General features: G+C 69.0%; 15 protein-coding genes. 6 read left to right on the forward strand and 9 right to left on the reverse strand.

From position 1 onward, the window contains the following. Window positions 1–46: 46 nt before the first annotated feature. Window positions 47–2,347: a hypothetical protein gene (locus tag HMPREF9056_RS07475; RefSeq protein WP_253269976.1), complete on the reverse strand. Its 2,301-nt coding sequence runs from the start codon at window positions 2,345–2,347 to the stop codon at window positions 47–49. Window positions 2,348–2,667: 320 nt separating this feature from the next. Here HMPREF9056_RS07475 and HMPREF9056_RS07480 point away from each other — a divergent pair, with 320 nt between their 5' ends. From HMPREF9056_RS07480 to HMPREF9056_RS07490, 3 genes are read left to right on the forward strand one after another with little or no spacing between them, the layout of a single operon-like run. Further along, a complete protein-coding gene (locus tag HMPREF9056_RS07480) occupies window positions 2,668–3,063 on the forward strand; it encodes a GntR family transcriptional regulator (protein ID WP_009404007.1) in 396 nt (131 codons plus the stop codon). After that, window positions 3,060–3,806, forward strand: a complete 747-nt coding sequence (locus tag HMPREF9056_RS07485) for an ABC transporter ATP-binding protein (protein WP_009404008.1) — start codon at window positions 3,060–3,062, stop codon at window positions 3,804–3,806. Before HMPREF9056_RS07480 ends, HMPREF9056_RS07485 begins: the two co-directional genes overlap by 4 nt. Then, window positions 3,806–4,621, forward strand: a complete 816-nt coding sequence (locus HMPREF9056_RS07490) for a hypothetical protein (RefSeq protein WP_009404009.1) — start codon at window positions 3,806–3,808, stop codon at window positions 4,619–4,621. The genes HMPREF9056_RS07485 and HMPREF9056_RS07490 overlap by 1 nt, the downstream gene beginning before the upstream one ends. A 45-nt stretch (window positions 4,622–4,666) precedes the next feature. Here the strand turns inward: HMPREF9056_RS07490 and HMPREF9056_RS13115 are convergent, their stop codons facing one another. The 7 genes from HMPREF9056_RS13115 to HMPREF9056_RS07520 form a co-directional block, all read right to left on the reverse strand. Beyond that, on the reverse strand, window positions 4,667–4,975 hold the full coding sequence (locus HMPREF9056_RS13115; protein ID WP_009404010.1) for an AbrB/MazE/SpoVT family DNA-binding domain-containing protein: 309 nt from the start codon (window positions 4,973–4,975) through the stop codon (window positions 4,667–4,669). Window positions 4,976–5,081: 106 nt separating this feature from the next. Continuing rightward, complete coding sequence (mnmA, locus tag HMPREF9056_RS07500; RefSeq protein ID WP_009404011.1) at window positions 5,082–6,245, reverse strand: tRNA 2-thiouridine(34) synthase MnmA; 1,164 nt, start codon at window positions 6,243–6,245, stop codon at window positions 5,082–5,084. Window positions 6,246–6,663: 418 nt separating this feature from the next. Beyond that, a complete protein-coding gene (locus HMPREF9056_RS14895; RefSeq protein WP_314210355.1) occupies window positions 6,664–6,912 on the reverse strand; it encodes a DUF5655 domain-containing protein in 249 nt (82 codons plus the stop codon). Next, window positions 6,873–7,919, reverse strand: coding sequence for a DUF418 domain-containing protein (locus HMPREF9056_RS07505; protein WP_009404016.1), 1,047 nt, complete (start codon window positions 7,917–7,919; stop codon window positions 6,873–6,875). The genes HMPREF9056_RS14895 and HMPREF9056_RS07505 overlap by 40 nt, the downstream gene beginning before the upstream one ends. Window positions 7,920–8,031: 112 nt before the next feature. Beyond that, window positions 8,032–8,730, reverse strand: coding sequence for a response regulator transcription factor (locus tag HMPREF9056_RS07510; RefSeq protein ID WP_009404017.1), 699 nt, complete (start codon window positions 8,728–8,730; stop codon window positions 8,032–8,034). 1 nt (window position 8,731) lies between these two features. Then, a complete protein-coding gene (locus HMPREF9056_RS07515) occupies window positions 8,732–10,081 on the reverse strand; it encodes a sensor histidine kinase (RefSeq protein ID WP_009404018.1) in 1,350 nt (449 codons plus the stop codon). Window positions 10,082–10,223: 142 nt separating this feature from the next. After that, window positions 10,224–11,453, reverse strand: coding sequence for a cysteine desulfurase family protein (locus HMPREF9056_RS07520; protein ID WP_009404019.1), 1,230 nt, complete (start codon window positions 11,451–11,453; stop codon window positions 10,224–10,226). A gap of 230 nt (window positions 11,454–11,683) precedes the next feature. Here HMPREF9056_RS07520 and rbsK point away from each other — a divergent pair, with 230 nt between their 5' ends. From rbsK to HMPREF9056_RS07535, 3 genes are all read left to right on the forward strand, one after another. Further along, window positions 11,684–12,607 (forward strand): ribokinase, encoded by a 924-nt coding sequence (rbsK, locus tag HMPREF9056_RS07525; RefSeq protein ID WP_009404020.1) that lies wholly within the window; start codon window positions 11,684–11,686, stop codon window positions 12,605–12,607. Window positions 12,608–12,717: 110 nt separating this feature from the next. Further along, window positions 12,718–13,833: an NAD(+) diphosphatase gene (gene nudC, locus HMPREF9056_RS07530; RefSeq protein WP_009404021.1), complete on the forward strand. Its 1,116-nt coding sequence runs from the start codon at window positions 12,718–12,720 to the stop codon at window positions 13,831–13,833. Window positions 13,834–13,938: 105 nt separating this feature from the next. Next, window positions 13,939–16,059 carry an ATP-dependent helicase gene (locus HMPREF9056_RS07535; RefSeq protein ID WP_009404023.1) on the forward strand — a complete coding sequence of 707 codons (2,121 nt, stop codon included), beginning with the start codon at window positions 13,939–13,941 and terminating at the stop codon, window positions 16,057–16,059. Window positions 16,060–16,105: 46 nt separating this feature from the next. Here HMPREF9056_RS07535 and HMPREF9056_RS07540 read toward each other — a convergent pair whose 3' ends face one another. Next, complete coding sequence (locus tag HMPREF9056_RS07540; RefSeq protein ID WP_009404024.1) at window positions 16,106–17,089, reverse strand: hypothetical protein; 984 nt, start codon at window positions 17,087–17,089, stop codon at window positions 16,106–16,108. Window positions 17,090–17,105 lie beyond the last annotated feature (16 nt).

Consider the following 17,105-nt stretch of genomic DNA (forward strand, 5'->3'; position numbering starts at 1 on the left):
GCTTGACACACCACATAGGGGCACCCCCCACAACGCGTGCGAGATGTCAGTTGACCTTGTACTGCAGGTGGGTGATCCTGAACCGCTCCATGTCCGAGCTCAGCAGCAGCCAGGACCCGTACTGCTTCTGCTCACTGTTGTTCGTACTCGGCCTGGGTGCCATCCATGGCTTGGACGGATCGTCCAAGGCGATTGGGCAGATGATCGTTCCCTGATCCAGGTTCATGGAGTTGGCGACCGAGGCGCCTGAGGAGTCCTTGGGACCGGCCAGCAGGCAGGCAACCACCTTGCCTCCCTCAGGCAGGAAGGCGCTACGCATCGTGTCGCCCGTGCCCACCCGTTCAGCGGGCTGATCCATGAAGGGCAGGATCGTGGGATCGATATGCCCGGCCGCCTTGTCGTCCTGCCCTGAGGCAAGGGCGTCATAGACCTTCTGCACCTCGGCCAGGGACGGGCGCCGGTGGTCCCCACTCATAGGCAGGCTGCCCGGAATGTGGTAGACGACGTCGGCGAGCGTCAGGGCCTGACCGTCCCACTGCGCGGTGACCGTCGCCGAGGCGCTGCCGCCGCAGGTCCGGCAGGACTCGTCACCGTAGAGCCGCAGCTGCGACTCGTCGAAGATGACGGTGCCGCCGACGACACGCAGGTTCTCCATGCGCGGGGTGGGCACGTAACCGATCTCGTTGCTGCCCTCCATCATGAGGGAGCCGACCATCTCCTTGTCGGCGTTGTAGGCGGCGAGAACATCGAAGCCGTAGTCGGGAAGGTCGGCGTTGCAGTCCAGGACGGTGACCATCACCGGTGAGGTGCCGAACAGGCCCTGCTGGGTCGATTTCATGGCGATCGTGTTCGACGAGCCGCCACCCACACCGTTACCTCTGGCGGTGCCGCTGGCCTTGCCGTCAGAGAACGTGACTTTCGTCTTTTCCGGGGCTTGCTCGACCATGTCGGCCCTCGTCATCCCCCGCCCCCCTCGGCTGAAGGCCTCCGCGCAGATGCCCGGGACGTCGAGGCTCGCGTTCTCAAGCTCCTTCGGGTCGGGGGCGTCTGCGGAGACCGGGGTCGAGGTCGGCAGTGCCGTGGCGCGGGTGGAGCTCGAACCGGAGTCGAAGGCCAGTACCGACGTCGTCGAGCCGTTGAAGACCACGACGTAACCATTACCGGCCGCCCAGGACGTCACCGGCGTGGAGATCTGCCAGATCACGGAGCCGTCGACAGGGTCGAGGGCGCGCAGCGAGTCCGGGTGGGCCATGACGATGGCCCCCTTGCTCATCTGCCAGCGTGGTGGGGCCTCAGTGCCCAACCCGTTAAGGGCACCCACGCCGTCGGGCAGCTTGCTCGACCACAGCACAGTGGTGCCGTCGAGGGCGCCCACGGTGATGCCGTCGCTGACGACCCATGCCTCGCGGTCGACTGGAAGATTGACGCCGACGAGCTTGCGAGGCGCTTCGACCCGGGCCGCCCACACCGGCTTGGAACCGTCCAGAGCCAGACCGGAGACCTTGTCCTTGTTGACACTCACGGCGCCGTCCTTGCTCACGGATAGTGGTACGTCGCCTGTGGGAGCATCCCCCAGCCGCACCGAGGCGGGCGCTGGTACCTGTGCTGGGGCGCCTGACGCCGACGGCGCCGCCGAGCCGGCAGAAGAGGCTGCTGCGGAGCCCCCGGGTGACGGATCGGTAGATGCCGGTGAGGACGCCTCTGGGGAGTGCTCAGAAGAAGCGGCGCTGGACGGCGCGGTCGAGGCTGATTCGTCGGCCGACGTGCTGGATGCCCCCGGTTGCTGGCGGTCCTGTTCCTGTGAGGGGGAAGGGGCCGGTTCAGCAGCGGAGACGGTCGACGGCTTGGCGGGAGTGTTGATTCCGGAGATCAGATCGACGCTGATCCGCTCCCCGCAGTCGAGAGTCTTGGCACTCATCTTGCAATTGAGACTCTGCCCCGCCATCTCGTCGGGGACGGGAACCTGCCAGGCGGCGTAGGAGGCCGATGAGCTCACGTTCAGGGCTACCAGCGTCTCACGGCGATCCGCGATCACTCTTAGGACCATCAGCTGCTGGCTGAGGATTGCCGTTGTGCCGTTGGAGTCGAAGGGCGCCGCCGTGGGCTCCTTGCCGAGGTTGGACAGGTCCTGCTGGGCCTTGAGCAGTGGTGCCTTGACCAGCGAGAGCGGGTCAGAGCCGCGTGTCAGCGCCCATAGGCCTGTGCCACCGAGCGCCAGGACCAGGGCGACGATGACGCCCAGGATCACCAGACGTCCCCTGCGGCGTGGCGATGGTGGTGGGGATGCGAGAGAAGTGGGAGAGGGGGACTGGGATGAGGACGAGGGAGATTCGGGAGACGGAGACATGGGCACAGCGTAGAAGGAAACAAGTCGATCGAAAGGCGAAATAGATGATCGATCAATTGGTAGATATTTGAGTGCGTTCTTTGCTTAGAGGTGCGCGCCCAGGTGTTTTTATTTGTTCTGTTTTCTGACCTACAAAACTGTGTCGTATTTACGTGGTCGCATATTGCTTGCGCCTGAGGTGGCGGGGTGGCGTGTCTGAAGGTTGAGGTTGACGACGACGTCGATCTGTGTCACTGTGTTAGTGCAGTGATACAGAAGGTCTGACGAGGTCGTCTGTGCTGCGCTCATGAGCAGTCTCGTCCCCGAGCATCAGGAGAGCCATGGATCTCGACGACTCCCGTCCGATCTGGGTCCAGCTGGCCGACGACTTCCGTCACCGGATCGTCTCCGGCCAGTGGCCGCCGGGCTCCAAGGTCCCCAGCGTGCGCGAGCTCGCTGCGGGCACCGGAGTCAACCCCAACACCGTTCAGCGCGCACTGGGCGCACTGGACGGTGAGGGGCTCACCGCCACAGAACGCACCGCCGGGCGCTTCGTCACCACAAGGGCGAGCGTCATCGACTCCGTGCGCCGAGGCCTGGCCTCCGGGGCCACGGACGCCTATATCGACACCCTCACCGCCATCGGCATGGACCTGGACCAGACCACAGCGCTTGTCGCCGAGCGCTGGTGGGCTCCGGACCGCCAGGGCCACCAGACAACAGGAGATGCGTCATGAGCGCACACACCCTCAGCAGACCTGCCGCCATTCCCTCCCTCGACGGCGCCGCGCCGCTGGTCGTCGTCGAGAACCTCACCAAGACCTATCGGGGCCGGCCTGCCCTGGATGGGCTGAGCCTCGATCTCCCGTCCGGGCGGATCGTCGGCCTCATGGGCTCCAACGGATCGGGCAAGACCACTCTGCTCAAGATCCTGGCCGGGGTCCTGGCCGACTACGACGGCCGCGTCCGTATCGCCGGACATGATCCCGGTCCCGAGTCCAAGGCGCTCGTCTCCTTCCTGCCCGATGCGAGCTTCCTGGCCTCCGGCCTGACCGCCCCGGCGGCCATTGCTCAGTACCGGCGTTTCTTCGCCGACTTCGACGCCGACAAGGCCGCCGAGCTCGTGCGCTTCTTCAACCTGCCCACTGACCGCACGCTCAAGGAGATGAGCAAGGGCATGGGGGAGAAGCTGCGCATCAGCCTGGCCATGTCTCGCAGAGCCCGCGTCTACCTCCTCGATGAGCCGATCTCCGGCGTCGACCCCGCCGCCCGGGATGTCATCTTGAGCGGCATCCTGCGCGACTTCGACCCCGAGGCCCTCATGCTCATCTCCACCCACCTCATTGCCGACGTTGAGCCGATCATCGACTCCGTCGTCTTCCTCAAGGACGGGCGCCTGCTGCTGGCGGGCGACGCCGACGACCTGCGCCAGGACCGCGGTATGAGCCTGGACGCCCTGTTCAGGAAGGAGTACCGCTGATGTTTACCACACTGCTCATGGAGGAGGTCCGAACCCAGGCTCGGCGCAATGCCGGAGTCGTGGGGATCATCGGGGCCGTCGCGGCCGGTGCCATGCTCATGAGCCTGCTCGAGCTTCCCGTGCTCTCCTCGATGCTGCTGGTTGGCGCGTTCGTGGCGCTCGTGGCCATGCCCGCCGTCGTAAGTGTCCAGGCCGGTATCGAGTACTGGACGTCCATGTACGGAGCCCGCGGCTATCTCACCATGAGCCTGCCGGTGAAGGGACGCTCCGTGTTCGCCGCCAAGACGCTGTACGCGGTCATCGCGGTGCTGGCGTCGGCCGCGGCGGCGACGCTTCTCGGTGTCGGCTGGCTCGCCAGCTATGCGCACCTTCTCGGTACCACGCTGGAGCAGTTTCTCGAGCCGGTGCGTCAGATGATCAGCATGGTGGGAACCGGCGTTCTGGCCTTCTACGGGCTGACCGTGGTTGAGGGCGTTGTCGTGATGATTATCGAGGTCGCAGCGGTGATGAGCATTGGAGCGCAGGGGCGCTGGAATCGGCTTGGTTTCGGGGCGCCCGCAGTCGGCTTCATTGTCCTCTACGCGGTCAACCAGATTGTGGCCCTGGTCGCTACGATGCTGCTCCCGCTGTTGTTCGATGTGACCAGCGGGCGGATCGTCGCACGCATGATGCTCCCGCAGTTCATCGAGGCCGTCCAAGGGGGACAGGAACCGCATCTGGTGGGAATCGGTTCCGTAGTGGCGGCACCGATCATGGCCGCGGCCTTGGCCTGGTGGGCGGTGCACGCGATTGAGAGGCACACCTGCCTCCGTTGAACGGGACTGAGTGAGCTCGACGCCGAGGTGCTTGAGGTGCGGTGACTACGCCGTGGCCTCGGGCACCTCGACGCCGCCGGCCTTGGGGGCGGCCGCGTCGAAGGCGGCGGCGACCACGTCGGCGTAGTCGGCTGGATTGACCAGGGTGATCCCCTGGGTGCGATCCGCCAGGAGGAGCAGGTTGTCCCCCGGAGCCAGGTTGAAGATCTCCCGGACCTCCTTGGGGATGACGATCTGCGACTTGGGGCCGAGCTTGACGGTGGCGATGTAGCGCCCCGGGGCCGGGGCAGTGAGATCAGACGGGGAGCCGGGCTGCGTGTCCGACGGGGAATCGGCGGGCGTGTCGGCTGGCATGGTGGGAGGTCCCTTTCCTGCTGGTCCTGCTGGGCGCCGGGGTGCCTCAACCCTAGTCCTTTTGCACGGCGCTGGCGCGGCGGAAGCCCCAGAGACGCCCGTGAGATCAGGCGACAGTGCGGCTGGGGACCTGCGCGGAGGTGACGGTCGCCTGGGCGAGGACCTGGTCGCCGTTGGTGCCACCGTAGACAACCAGGCTCTGGCCAGCGGCGACGCCGCGCAGGGGAGTAGCCAGCTCGGCGCGTAGGAGGCCTGCGGCCTCATCGACACGGACTCGCGCCGAGACCGGACGGCCGTGGGCGCGCACCTGGACGCTGCCCTCCTGCCAGCCGACGGTGGGGGTATCGGAGTCACCGGTGAGTGGCTCGGGCTCGGCCAGCAGGACGAGCCCGTCGCCGTCGACCGTGGTGCGGCTGAGCAGCTCCTCAGGGCCGACGACGACCTCGTTGGTGGCCGGGCGGGTCTCGATGACGTAGCGGGGGCGGCCGTCGTCGGCTGGGCGGGACAGACCCAGACCCTTGCGCTGGCCGACGGTGAAGCCGAAGTAGCCCTGGTGGGTGCCCAGCACCTCGCCGTCGGGGGAGACCATGGCGCCCTCACTGGCGCCGAGCGAGCGGGTCAGGAAGCCTCTCGTGTCGCCGTCGGCCACGAAGCAGATGTCGTAGGAGTCCGGCTTGGAGGCCACCGGCAGGCCGCGGGCCTCGGCCTCGGCGCGCACCTGCGCCTTGGAGGACGCGTCACCCAGGGGGAGGAGGGCTCGGGCCAGGCCCTCACGGCCGGAGACCGCCAGGACGTAGGACTGGTCCTTGGCGGCGTCGACGGCGCGGCGCAGCGTGAGGCCGTTGGTGTCGCCGGGGCGGCCGGAGGCGGCGCCGCCGCTCAGGCGCGCGTAGTGGCCGGTGGCGACGGCGTCGAATCCCAGTGCCAGGGCGCGCTCCAGGAGGGCGTCGAACTTGACGCGCTCGTTGCAGCGCACGCAGGGGTTGGGGGTGCGGCCGGCGCGGTACTCGTCGAGGAAGTCGGCCACGACGCGCTCCTCGAACTCCTCGGACAGGTCCCACACGTAGAAGGGGATCCCCAGGATCTGGGCGGCCCAGCGAGCGTCGGCGGAGTCCTCGATGGAGCAGCAGCCACGCGAGCCCGAGCGGGTCTGGGACCGGTTGCGGGTCAGGGCCATGTGGACGCCCACGACCTCGTGACCGGCGTCGACGGCGCGCGCAGCGGCCACGGCGGAGTCGACTCCGCCGGACAGAGCGGCCAGGACGCGCACGAGGGTCTCCTTCAGGTGAGTGGTTGTCGGTGACGACGGCCGTGGCAGGCTACCGCAGGTCGGCCGCGGCGGGGCAACCGGAAGAACCCAGGGGACGTTGTGGTGACCGGCGTAGGTAGGATCGTGCTGGGGAAGGAGTTGTCACGACTGACGAGCACGCCATTGATGCCCGCAGCTTCACCCAGCCCCTGCGCGATCAGCGCCGATGCTCGGTGTTCTTCATTGTCCGTTGGGGGAGTACAAGCGCGTTCCCAGCGTGGTGGGCGGACACGAGGCGGTAGCGCCCGAGCATGTTCCAGCAGTGCCTGGACAACGACATCATGCCGTTCATCGTGCTCGACTCGACAAAGGGGGTGGTCGTCCGTGTCATTGTGTTTATGCCCAGTCATTCACGAAAGGAGCCGCGATGGAGGGCTGATCAACGGGCGGCCAACTCGTGGCCTGCGTGAATGAGGTCCCTGAGCCAGCTGCTCTCCGCGGCCTCCATCGTCTTGACGACGACGTGGTGGTTCCACCTGTTCGTGCTGATCTGGGTAATGCGGTGGAAGTGCGGATCCTCCAGGGGGCGGTCTCTTCGTTGTTCTCCTGTGCGGGAACGTCGGGATCCCGAGATACGGAGGACAGGATCTACATTGCCCCGGTCGTCGGTAACCGAGCGTACCTGTATGGACCTGACTGATTGTCAGGCTGCTGTGACTGCGGGCGCTGCAGCGGAATCCACCGCCACCAGGTGATGCAGCGCCACACCCACTCCAGAGGGCCGTAGGTGAACCGGGAGAGCCAAAGACGGCAGAGAATCCACTGGGCGGGGAGAACCACGGCGGCGACGATGAGTCCGGGAACCGTATCCTGGGTCGAACGTGAATGGAGCAGCAGCCCTGCCGGCACCATCACGAAGGTGGCGGTGACGTAGCAGGTCAGCGCCATACGGCCCAGGGGCACGAACACTGTGCTCAGGACCCACCGTACTGGTGTGCGCCACAGCAGTGCCAGGACGCAGACGTACAAGCAGGCCATAAATCCACCGGCAATACCTCCTGGCGTGGAGAACCTGGGGTCACCGATCTGGGTGGCTTGCCAGAGGATCGCGGCCGCGCTGGCGGCTGCGAAGATGAGCGCCGCCGCCCCGATCCGACGGTCGGCGTGCTCGAGCCGTGCCGGAAGGCCGTAGGCCTGGGCCGCCGATCCCAGAAGGAACAGCCCGGGCAGCGATAGTGCCCCTCCTCCTGAGAATGCGTAGGCGCCGACCGTCGCCAGCAGACCGAGTACCAGACGCACGGAGCGCGGGACCTTGAGGGCGAATGGCAAGAGGATGGCTCCCGCAACCGCGTAGTCGCGCAGGATCTCACCGGGATAGAGGATCGAGTGGAGTAGCCCGATCACCAGGAGCGCGGCCAGGCGGCGCAGCAGGATCTTCCAGGCGGGGGCGCCCCGGCGGATCGCGGAATCGATGACGAACCCCATACTCATTCCGAACATGAAGGAGAAGATCGGTACGAAGCGGGTCGCCACCAGGAAGTTCAGGACGTTCTCCGCCAACGGGACGGCTTGGAAGGGCCGGACCGGGACGTCATATCCCAGGCACATGAGATCGGCCGCGTTGACGAGGAGGATGCCCACGATGGCGAAGCCGCGCAAGGAGTCGAGGAAACGAAATCGGGTGCTGGTGCTCATGGAATCGACCGTAGAGTCCGACGGCGGTTATCGTGACTGGCGGGGTCCAGTTTCCATCCGAGGTTGGAAGGTACCGGGGCGGTTTCCAACCGGGGGACGCTCAGCCTGCGGGTTACTCGCCCACGCGCACGAGCCCGCTCTCGTAGGCCAGCACGATGAGCTGGGCGCGGTCCCGCAGTTCCAGCTTGTGCAGGATCCGGTTGAGATGAGACTTGATCGTCGACTCGGCCAGGACAAGGTGTTGCGCGATCTCGGCGTTGCTCATCGCGCGTCCCACCAGGGTGACGATCTCCTTCTCCCGATCGGACAGCGCACCGATGGACTCTGTGTGCACGGCGTCAGCTCTGCGCACCGAGAGTCCGCCCGGACCGGTAGGACCAGAGGGCGCAAACCACTGCTTCAGCAGCCGGCGTGTGGTCGATGGTGCCACCACCGAGTCTCCCCTTGCCACGGCGCGGATCCCGGCCAGCAGCTCGGGCGCCGTCGCGTCCTTGAGCAGGAATCCCGAGGCCCCGGCCCGCATCGCTGCCACAAGGTAGTCATCCAGGTCGAAGGTGGTCAGGATGAGTACCTTGAGGTCGGGATGGCTGCCCAGAACCGCATGGGTGGCGGAGATGCCGTCCAAGGCGGGCATCCTGATGTCCATGAGGACGATGTCGGGGTGAGTGGCCTTGACCATGTCCAGGGCGCTGACGCCGTCGGAGGCCTGACCGACCACACACATGTCCTTCTGGGCATCCAGAATCATGCGGAAGCCGGAGCGAACCAGGTCCTGGTCGTCCACCAGCGCGATGCGCAGCGGTCGGGTCATATCAGCTCACCTCCGGGTTGACGGGTGTCGGCTGCGAGGACTTGGTGGGGATGCGGGCGTACACGATGAATCCCCCATCGGGTCCGGGACCCGTCTTCAGGGATCCACCGACCGCCGCCAGGCGTTGGTGCAGGTTGGCCAGTCCCTGGCCCCTGCCGGCGGGTGCCGGAGTCGGCTCAGGCGAGAGATGACTGCCGAACGCCGGGGGAGAGGTCCCACTGCTGGCCGTGCCGGGGTGGTCGGCGATGGTCAGGACCACGCCCTTGTCGGGCGCGTTGTCACCGTACTCCAGTCTCACCTCGACCGAGGCTGCCTCAGCGTGCTTGAGCACATTGGTCAAGGACTCCTGAGCCGTCCGGTAGAGAGCGAGCTGCGCCTGCGCGCTGAGAAGGTTGAGGCCATTCGGTTGCATGTCCTCGCTCATGAGCCGATCGTCCACTGACAGGGTGACCGTGAGACCGGTCGTGCGAACGTCGTCAATGAGCCCAGGCAGGTCGGAGATCCGCGGGATCGGACGCAGTGTTTTATCGGTGACCTGGGAGGCGGGCCGGGCGTCGTCGGGCTCGGCGGAATCCGCAGCGCCTGGTGGTTCTCCCGGTTGTGGGGGAGAGGCCAGGGTCCGGGTGAGGCTGCGGGTGTCGGCCAGAGCCGAGCGCACCGTCGTCCGGATCTGCCCGAGAGCCTGCGCGGCCTGCTCCAGTCGCTCGTCGGCGGGGACGTCGATGTCATCCGAGCCGGCTGCCAGGTAGTGACCCGCCTCGGCCTGCACGGCGATCAGTGCCAGGGCGTGCCCGACGACGTCGTGAACCTCCCGGGCGATCTCGTTACGCAGCGCGGCGTCGTGCGCCGCCTGGCGGCTGGCCCGTAGCTGGCCGCGCTGCGTCACCAACCTGCCCAGCCCCCAGGTGGCAGCGGCGACGCACAGCTGAGTGACAAAGGCCTGCGCCATGTCCTGAGCCCAGAGGGAGAGCGGGACGACTCCAAGCTCATCCCGGTTCCAGTCCCACGCGCCCAGTGCCGCGCCGACGACGACGGCAGCCGCCCAGACAGGCGTGAGCTCGCGCCTGCCCCGCCGGCCGACCGCATAAAAGGACGCAGCGACCGCAAGGTCCGCAGGAAGCGGGGAGTCGACAACGACGAGCTGTAGCGCGCACAGGACAAGGTGGGTGCCGAGCACGGCATCGGGGTGCTTACGGCACCAGTACAGGACGATGAGGGCCAGGGCAGCGCCCGCTGTGATCCCCCAGGAGCTGGTGAGTGCCCAGGTGCTCGCGGTTGAGACGCATGCCAGGGCGCCGACACCAAGGACCTTCGCGCAACAGATCACAATGCGTTTGTTCTGCCCGAGCATGCTTCCCACTATGGCAGAGAGCGTTGGGCGGTTCTGCGCTTCCTCCAGGACGATGACTGCAGCTACCTCCTCGGGCTCGTTAAGGGCCTATTGGAGGCGAGGGGGCTGGATGCATCAAAGAGGGGAGCGGAGGCCCGAACAATCAACCTTCGCAATGCGGCTTGTGCGTCACTTTCCAAGCGCGCCTGGCCCCCTCAAGAGCCGCGGGGAGCGCGGCGAGCAGCCGGTCGACGTCGTCGGGGCCAGTCTCCCGGCCCAGAGAGCAGCGCAACGTGGAGCGGGCCGGCCCCTCCTCGAAGCCCATCGCCAGGAGCACGTGGCTCGGCTGAGCGACCCCGGCATGGCAGGCCGAACCCGCTGACGCGTCGATCCCCGCCAGGTCCAGGGCCATGAGCAGGGCCTCGGCGTCGGCCTCCTCGAACCACAGGTGCGCCGTGGAGGCCACATGGTCGGTGTCCTCCGGCAGCGTGGCGTGAACGCCCGGAAGCGCATTCACCCGTTCAAGAAGCCGGCGGCGCAGCACCGCCAACCGGGACTCCTGCTCCTCTCTCTCGGCGACCGCCAGCTCCACGGCCAAGGCCAGGGTCCGAGCCGCCACCACGTCCTGCGTACCCGAGCGGACACCCCGCTCCTGACGCCCCCCGCCCGTGGCCGGAGTCAGTGCCAGGTCACGGCGGGCCACGAGCACCCCCACACCCACCGGCGCCCCCAGCTTGTGCCCGCTCAGGCTCATCGCGTCCAGTCCCCAGCCATGGAAGTCCACGGGAACCTTCCCCAGGGCCGCAACGGCATCGGAGTGGACGGGCACGTAACCGGCCTCATTGGGGCGCCCGGCACCGCTGGCCTCGCGCACGCGTGCCACCAGCGCCGCCATGTCCTGAACCACGCCGGTCTCATTGTTCGCCGTCATGACCGAGACCAGGGAAACGTGGGAGCGGCCGGCGTCAGCCGAGGGCGCCATCGCCCGGGCCACCGAGTCGAGCACCACCCGTCCGGTGGCATCGACCTCCAGCAGGCCCAGCTCCGCGCCCAGCTCGGCCATTGCGGTCCGCGCCGAGTCCAGGACCGCCGGGTGCTCGATCGGAGAGACCACCAGCCGCCCACCCGGCACCGCTCGCGCCCGGCCCGAGACCACCAGGGCATCGGCCTCCGTACCTCCGGAGGTGAACATAACCTCGTGCGCGTCCACCCCCAGGGCACCCGCCAGCCGTGCACGCGCCTCCGCCAGCAACGCCCCGGCCCGCCGGCCCGCGGTGTGCTGCGCGCTCGGGTTCGCCCAGCCGCCGAGCCCACCGACCAGGTCCTCAGCGATCTGCTGGGCCACCTCGGGGCGGACCGGGGACGTGGCGGCGTGATCAAGATAGGTGCGCACGCCCCCAGCCTATTCCCCAGCCCGGACGAGCCGGACTTTCCCGCTGACATCGCCCCGGTGCAGGCCCATGCGTCGGGATCAACCAACGGCCCGCACCACCGATGTGGCAGGATCTCGTCTGATACTCAGAATCCAATCACCGGGGGCGTCTCGCTTCGGCCGCCCGTCACCTCACTCCCCGTCCGCGATCACCACTCAGCCCCTGCCCTTCGAACCCCGGAGAAAACGGTATGCGAACCGACAAGGACATCGCCGTCATCGGCTCCAACATGGTCGACCTCATCTCCTACATCCGCCGCATGCCTCGCGAGGGCGAGACCCTGGAGGCCCTCGACTTCCGCATGGACTGCGGCGGCAAGGGCGCCAACCAGGCCATTGCGGCCGCCCGCCTGGGCTCACGGGTCCTCATGCTCACCCGGGTCGGCAACGACGTCTTCGCCGCCAACACGGTGGACAACTTCGCCCGCAACGGCATCGACACCACCCACGTGCTCGCCACGGAGGCCTCCAGCGGTGTCGCCCCGATCTTCGTCGATGAGGCCTCCCGCAACTCGATCCTCATCATCAAGGGCGCCAACGGCCACCTCTCACCGGCCGACGTCCGTGACGCCGAGGAGGACATCGCCGCCTGCCGGCTCATCGTCCTCCAGCTCGAGATCCCCCTGGAGACCGTCTACGAGGCGATCGACCTGGGCCGCAGGCACGGCGTCCCAGTCCTGCTCAACCCCGCTCCCGCCGACCCCGACCTCCAGCTGGAGCGGATCCGCGGCTGCGACTACATCGTCCCCAACGAGACCGAGCTCGCCATGCTCACCGGCATGCCGACCGATACCTCCGACGCCGTCCGCCGGGCCGCCGCCACCTTGCGCGAGACCGGCATTCCCAACGTCATCGTCACCCTCGGGGAACAGGGCGCCCTGTGGCTCTCCGACGCCGGCGCACGACACCTGCCCGGAGTCCCCGTCGCCGCGCGCGACACCACCGGCGCCGGCGACGCCTTCATCGGCTGCTTCAGCCACCACTTGGTGCAAACCGACGACGTGGAGCGCTCCTTGGAGATGGCGGTGCGCTACTCCGCTGACTCCGTCACCAAGCGAGGCACTCAGGCCTCCTTCGCCACCGCCGCCGCGTTCGAGGCCAACCTCCCGGACTGACTCCGGTACCGGTAGGGCGTCCAGGCGTTACTGCCTGGGCCGACGCCTTTCCCCTCTTTGTATAGGTGTGCCCATGTGCACGTTGCAGCACGGGATGGGAGAGTGAGGTCATGCGCACCGACCAGCTCGCCCTGTCCCGCTCCGCCACCGACCGCGACGCCGAGCGGCGCAGTGAGCCCGGGCTGCTAGAGCGCCTCGCCGCCGACCCTGAGACCCGCCTGCTGCTGGTCGACGCCCGCGGCCGCGTCGCCCTGACCGGCCCAGCCATCCACCCCGACCTGCCCGACGACGGCCTCACCCCACCCAGCCTTATCGGCAGCCCCGGCGCCACCGCCTGGGAGGGCCCCGGCACCCGCAGCGGCTGGAGGCTGCCGGACCTGCGCGCCGGCTACCTCGGAGCCTCGGCGCCCACCTGCTGCCCGGATCTGACCATCCTCTACATGGGCCGCGAGCTCTCTGACGACGGCGCCCCCACCGGCCCCAGCTGGATCGCCGTCGTCGTACCTCAGGCCCTCGAGGTCCCCGATGCCCCCGAACCGCCCGCCACCGGCTCCGACGCCGAGGGCACCGCCGTCGACCATCCCGACCTGCGCCGCCTGCTGGAACGCTACCCGCTCTCCGCCCTGCGAGCCATGGGCGCCCAGATGACGGCCCGCGACGCCGGCCTGGCCACCACCGCCACCGCCCTGGCCGCCTGGCACGCCCGCTCCGCCTACTGCCCGGCCTGCGGTGGACGTACCGAGGTCACCGAGGCCGGCTGGGCCCGCAGGTGCACCGACTGCGCGACCGTTCACTTCCCGCGCACCGACCCGGCCGTCATCATGACGGTCTTCGACGAGTCCGACCGTCTCCTCCTTGTGCGCGGCTCCACCTGGGCGCCCCGGCGCTACTCGGTGGTGGCCGGCTTCGTCGAGGCCGGCGAGTCCGTCGAGGCCGCCGTGGCCCGCGAGGTGTGGGAGGAGGCCGGGCTGCGCGTGGCCGACGTCGAGTACGTCGCCTCCCAGCCCTGGCCCTTCCCACGCTCCCTCATGCTCGGCTGCCGCGCCCGTCTGGCCCCCGGCGAGGACCAGCCCCGCCCCGACGGCCAGGAGGTCGTCGAGGCACGCCTCGTCTCCCGTGACGAGCTCACCGCCGGCGTCGACGACGGCAGCATCCTCCTTCCCGGCCCCACCTCCATCGCCCGGCTCCTCATCGAGGACTGGTACGGCGGCCCCGTCGTCAGCTGACGACGGCCGGACAGGGCGACCGACGGCGGCGAATCCGCCTCTCCTCGCCCCGGCCTCGCCGACAACCACGGATTCTTGTCGTCCACCCGTGGCAGGCTGGTCCCGATGAGCCCGACCGCCCCCCGCCCCGCCCCGACCGGCTCGCCGCAGCGCCGGCCCGCCGCCCAGCTGGACGCCGCCCGCCTCCTGGAGGCCCTCGACCCCGACCAGCGCGAGGTCGCCGAGCACCTCGAAGGCCCCCTGTGCGTCCTGGCCGGTGCCGGAACTGGCAAGACCCGGGCCATCACCTACCGCATCGCCCACGGTGTGGTCACCGGCGCCTACCAGGCCACCCAGGTCCTGGCCGTCACCTTCACCGCCCGAGCCGCCGGCGAGATGCGATCGCGCCTGGCCGACCTCGGTGTTCCCGGCGTCCAGGCCCGCACCTTCCACGCTGCCGCCCTGCGCCAGCTCACCTACTTCTGGCCCACCGCCATCGGCGGGCGCCGCCCCGACATCCAGGCCCACAAGGCGCCCCTGGTCGGCGCCGCCGCCCGCCGCCTGGGCCTGCCCACCGACCGGGCCACCGTGCGGGACCTGGCCGCCGAGGTCGAGTGGGCCAAGGTCACCATGACCCTGCCCGAGGACTACGCTCAGGCCGCCGTCGCCGCCGGCCGCACCGGCGTGGCCGGCCAGGAGGCCGCCACGGTCGCCCAGGTGCTGTCCCTCTACGAGGAGGCCAAGAGCGAGCGCGGCGTCATCGACTTCGAGGACGTGCTCCTGCTGACCATCGGCATCCTCCTGGACCGCGAGGACGTCGCCTCCCAGGTGCGCGGCCAGTACAAGCACTTCGTCGTCGACGAGTACCAGGACGTCTCCCCGCTCCAGCAGCGCCTGCTGGACCTGTGGCTGGGGCGACGCCGCCAGCTGTGCGTCGTCGGAGACGTCTCCCAGACCATCTACTCCTTCACCGGGGCCACGCCTGCGTTCCTCACCGGTTTCACCACCCGCTACGAGGGCGCGCGCACCGTACGCCTGAGCCGCGACTACCGCTCCACCCCGCAGGTCGTCTCTCTGGCCAACCAGGTCCTCTCGCGCTCACGGCGAGAGGGAGACGGCCTGCACCTGCCGGCCGGCGCCGTCGAGCTGGTCGCCCAGCGCCCCGGCGGCCCCGCTGTGCGCTTCGAGGCCCACGACGACGATATTGCCGAGGCCGAGGGCGCCGTCGCCCAGGTGCGCCGCCTGCAGGCCGCCGGAGTTCCCCTGAGCGAGATCGCGATCCTGTACCGCACCAACTCCCAGTCCGAGGTCTTCGAGCAGGCCCTGGCCGGTGCCCAGATCGGCTACCTCGTGCGTGGCGGCGAGCGCTTCTTCGAGCGCGAGGAGGTCAAGCGCGCCATGGCCGTCATCCTCGGCGCCGCCCGCACCGAGAAGGCCACCCTGACCGGCGACCTCGGCCAGGACGCGCGCACCGTCCTGTCCCGTGAGGGATGGAGCGAGGAGCCGCCCGCTCCCCGCGGAGCCGTGCGCGAGCGCTGGGACGCTCTCAACGCCCTCGTGGCCCTGGCCGACGAGATGGTCCAGACCCGCGGCGCCGACCTCGACGCCTTCCACACCGAGCTGCGCGAGCGCGCCGACGCCCAGAACGCCCCCACCGTTGAGGGCGTCACCCTCTCCTCCCTGCACGCCGCCAAGGGCCTGGAGTGGGACGCCGTCATCCTCGTGGGCGCCTGCGAGGGCCTGCTGCCGATCTCCCTGGCCGAGGGGCAGGCCGCCATCGAGGAGGAGAGGCGCTTGCTCTACGTCGGTGTCACCCGCGCGCGAGAGCACCTCATCATCTCCTACGCCCGGGCCCGCAACGTCGGTGGCCGAGCCGCCCGCAAGCCCTCCCGCTTCCTGGACGGCCTGTGGCCCACTGCCCATGGCGGCCGAGACGCCTCCCGGCGTCGGAGCCGCCAGAGCGCCAAGGAGCGTTCCCGGCAGTCCGCCGCCGACTTCGAGGCCAGCAACGACCCGCGCACCATCGCCCTGTTCGAGGAGCTGCGGGCCTGGCGCTCACAGGTCGCCAAGGAGCGCTCCAAGCCCGCCTACACGGTCTTCGCCGACGCCACCTTGCGCGACATCGCCGTCGTCAAGCCCACCAGCCTGCCCCAGCTCTCCCTCATCCGGGGTGTGGGCGCCACCAAGCTCCAGGAGTACGGCGGACCGGTCCTCGCCCTCCTGCGGGACTTCGAGGCCGGGAGCTGAGCAGCATGAGCCGACCGGTGGTTGCACCGTTGCGGTTCGGCAACGCTCACAGCTGCGAGCACAGGCACTCGGGGTGGCGCTTCCACGACCGCTGCCGCCCCAGGGGCTCCTGGCCGGTGACCTCCACCGAGTGCGTCGCCCACCAGGCCGCCGAGCGCTCGGCCGGCCCGCTGACGTGGTCGACGTCGCCAGCAGCAACGTCAAGGGGAAGAGCCCGTCGTCCCAGGAGCGTGTCAATGACGGCCCGAGCCGTCAGCGCCGCGGCCTCGTGCAGGACCAGGTGCTCGACGTCGGGCATGGACAGGGTACGCATCTGCGTGGCCAGCGCCGGCCAGCACGGATCGGCGTCCTTCTCCCACAGGTTCAGGCAGGTCGAGCACAGGCCGTCTCCACCCAGCACCGGGCCGATACGCACCCCCGCCTCACCGACGACGACCGGGAGGTGGATGACATCCTCCTGAGCGAGCCTGCGAGCGGTCAGCGGCTCCACCACGTGCGCATCCACCGTCACCATGACATCGGGTCGGGTGCGCAACGGCGCCCGTGTCCTCAGGGCGGGAAAACGCGAGGACAGAAGCGGCTCCAGGCCGCCGTCCCCGGGGGAGCGGGTGGACAGGATCGTGCCCACCCCGGCCTCCGCCAGCCACAGAGCGGCCTCCTGCGCCAGGGCGCTGGTGCCGTGCACGGCCAGGACCGCCTGGGACAGGCCGGCGCTGCGGTCCTTGGCGTCGACGCCGAGCCGGTCCCAGTAGACGCCGTCGGCTCCGCCGAGCTCACTTGTCGCCGAGGAGACCAGAGCGCCCTGATGCTCCAGTTCCTCGACGATCTGCCGCGCCCGGGTCACCGGCACCCGACTGCGCCGAGCGGCCCGGTAGACACCGCCGACCTCCAGGTTGCGTCCGAGCTCGTCCAGCAGTCGCTGCTCGGCCAGGCTCAGGTCGCTGACGATGGTGCGCCGGTCGGGACTCGTGCCGATCTGGCTGACCCCCTGCTCTCGCCACAGAATGGCGCACCCGCCTCGAATACGCATCGTTCCTCCTCAAGCC

It is taken from the genome of Actinomyces sp. oral taxon 170 str. F0386 (genome assembly GCF_000195595.1).
Lineage (GTDB): Bacteria > Actinomycetota > Actinomycetes > Actinomycetales > Actinomycetaceae > Actinomyces.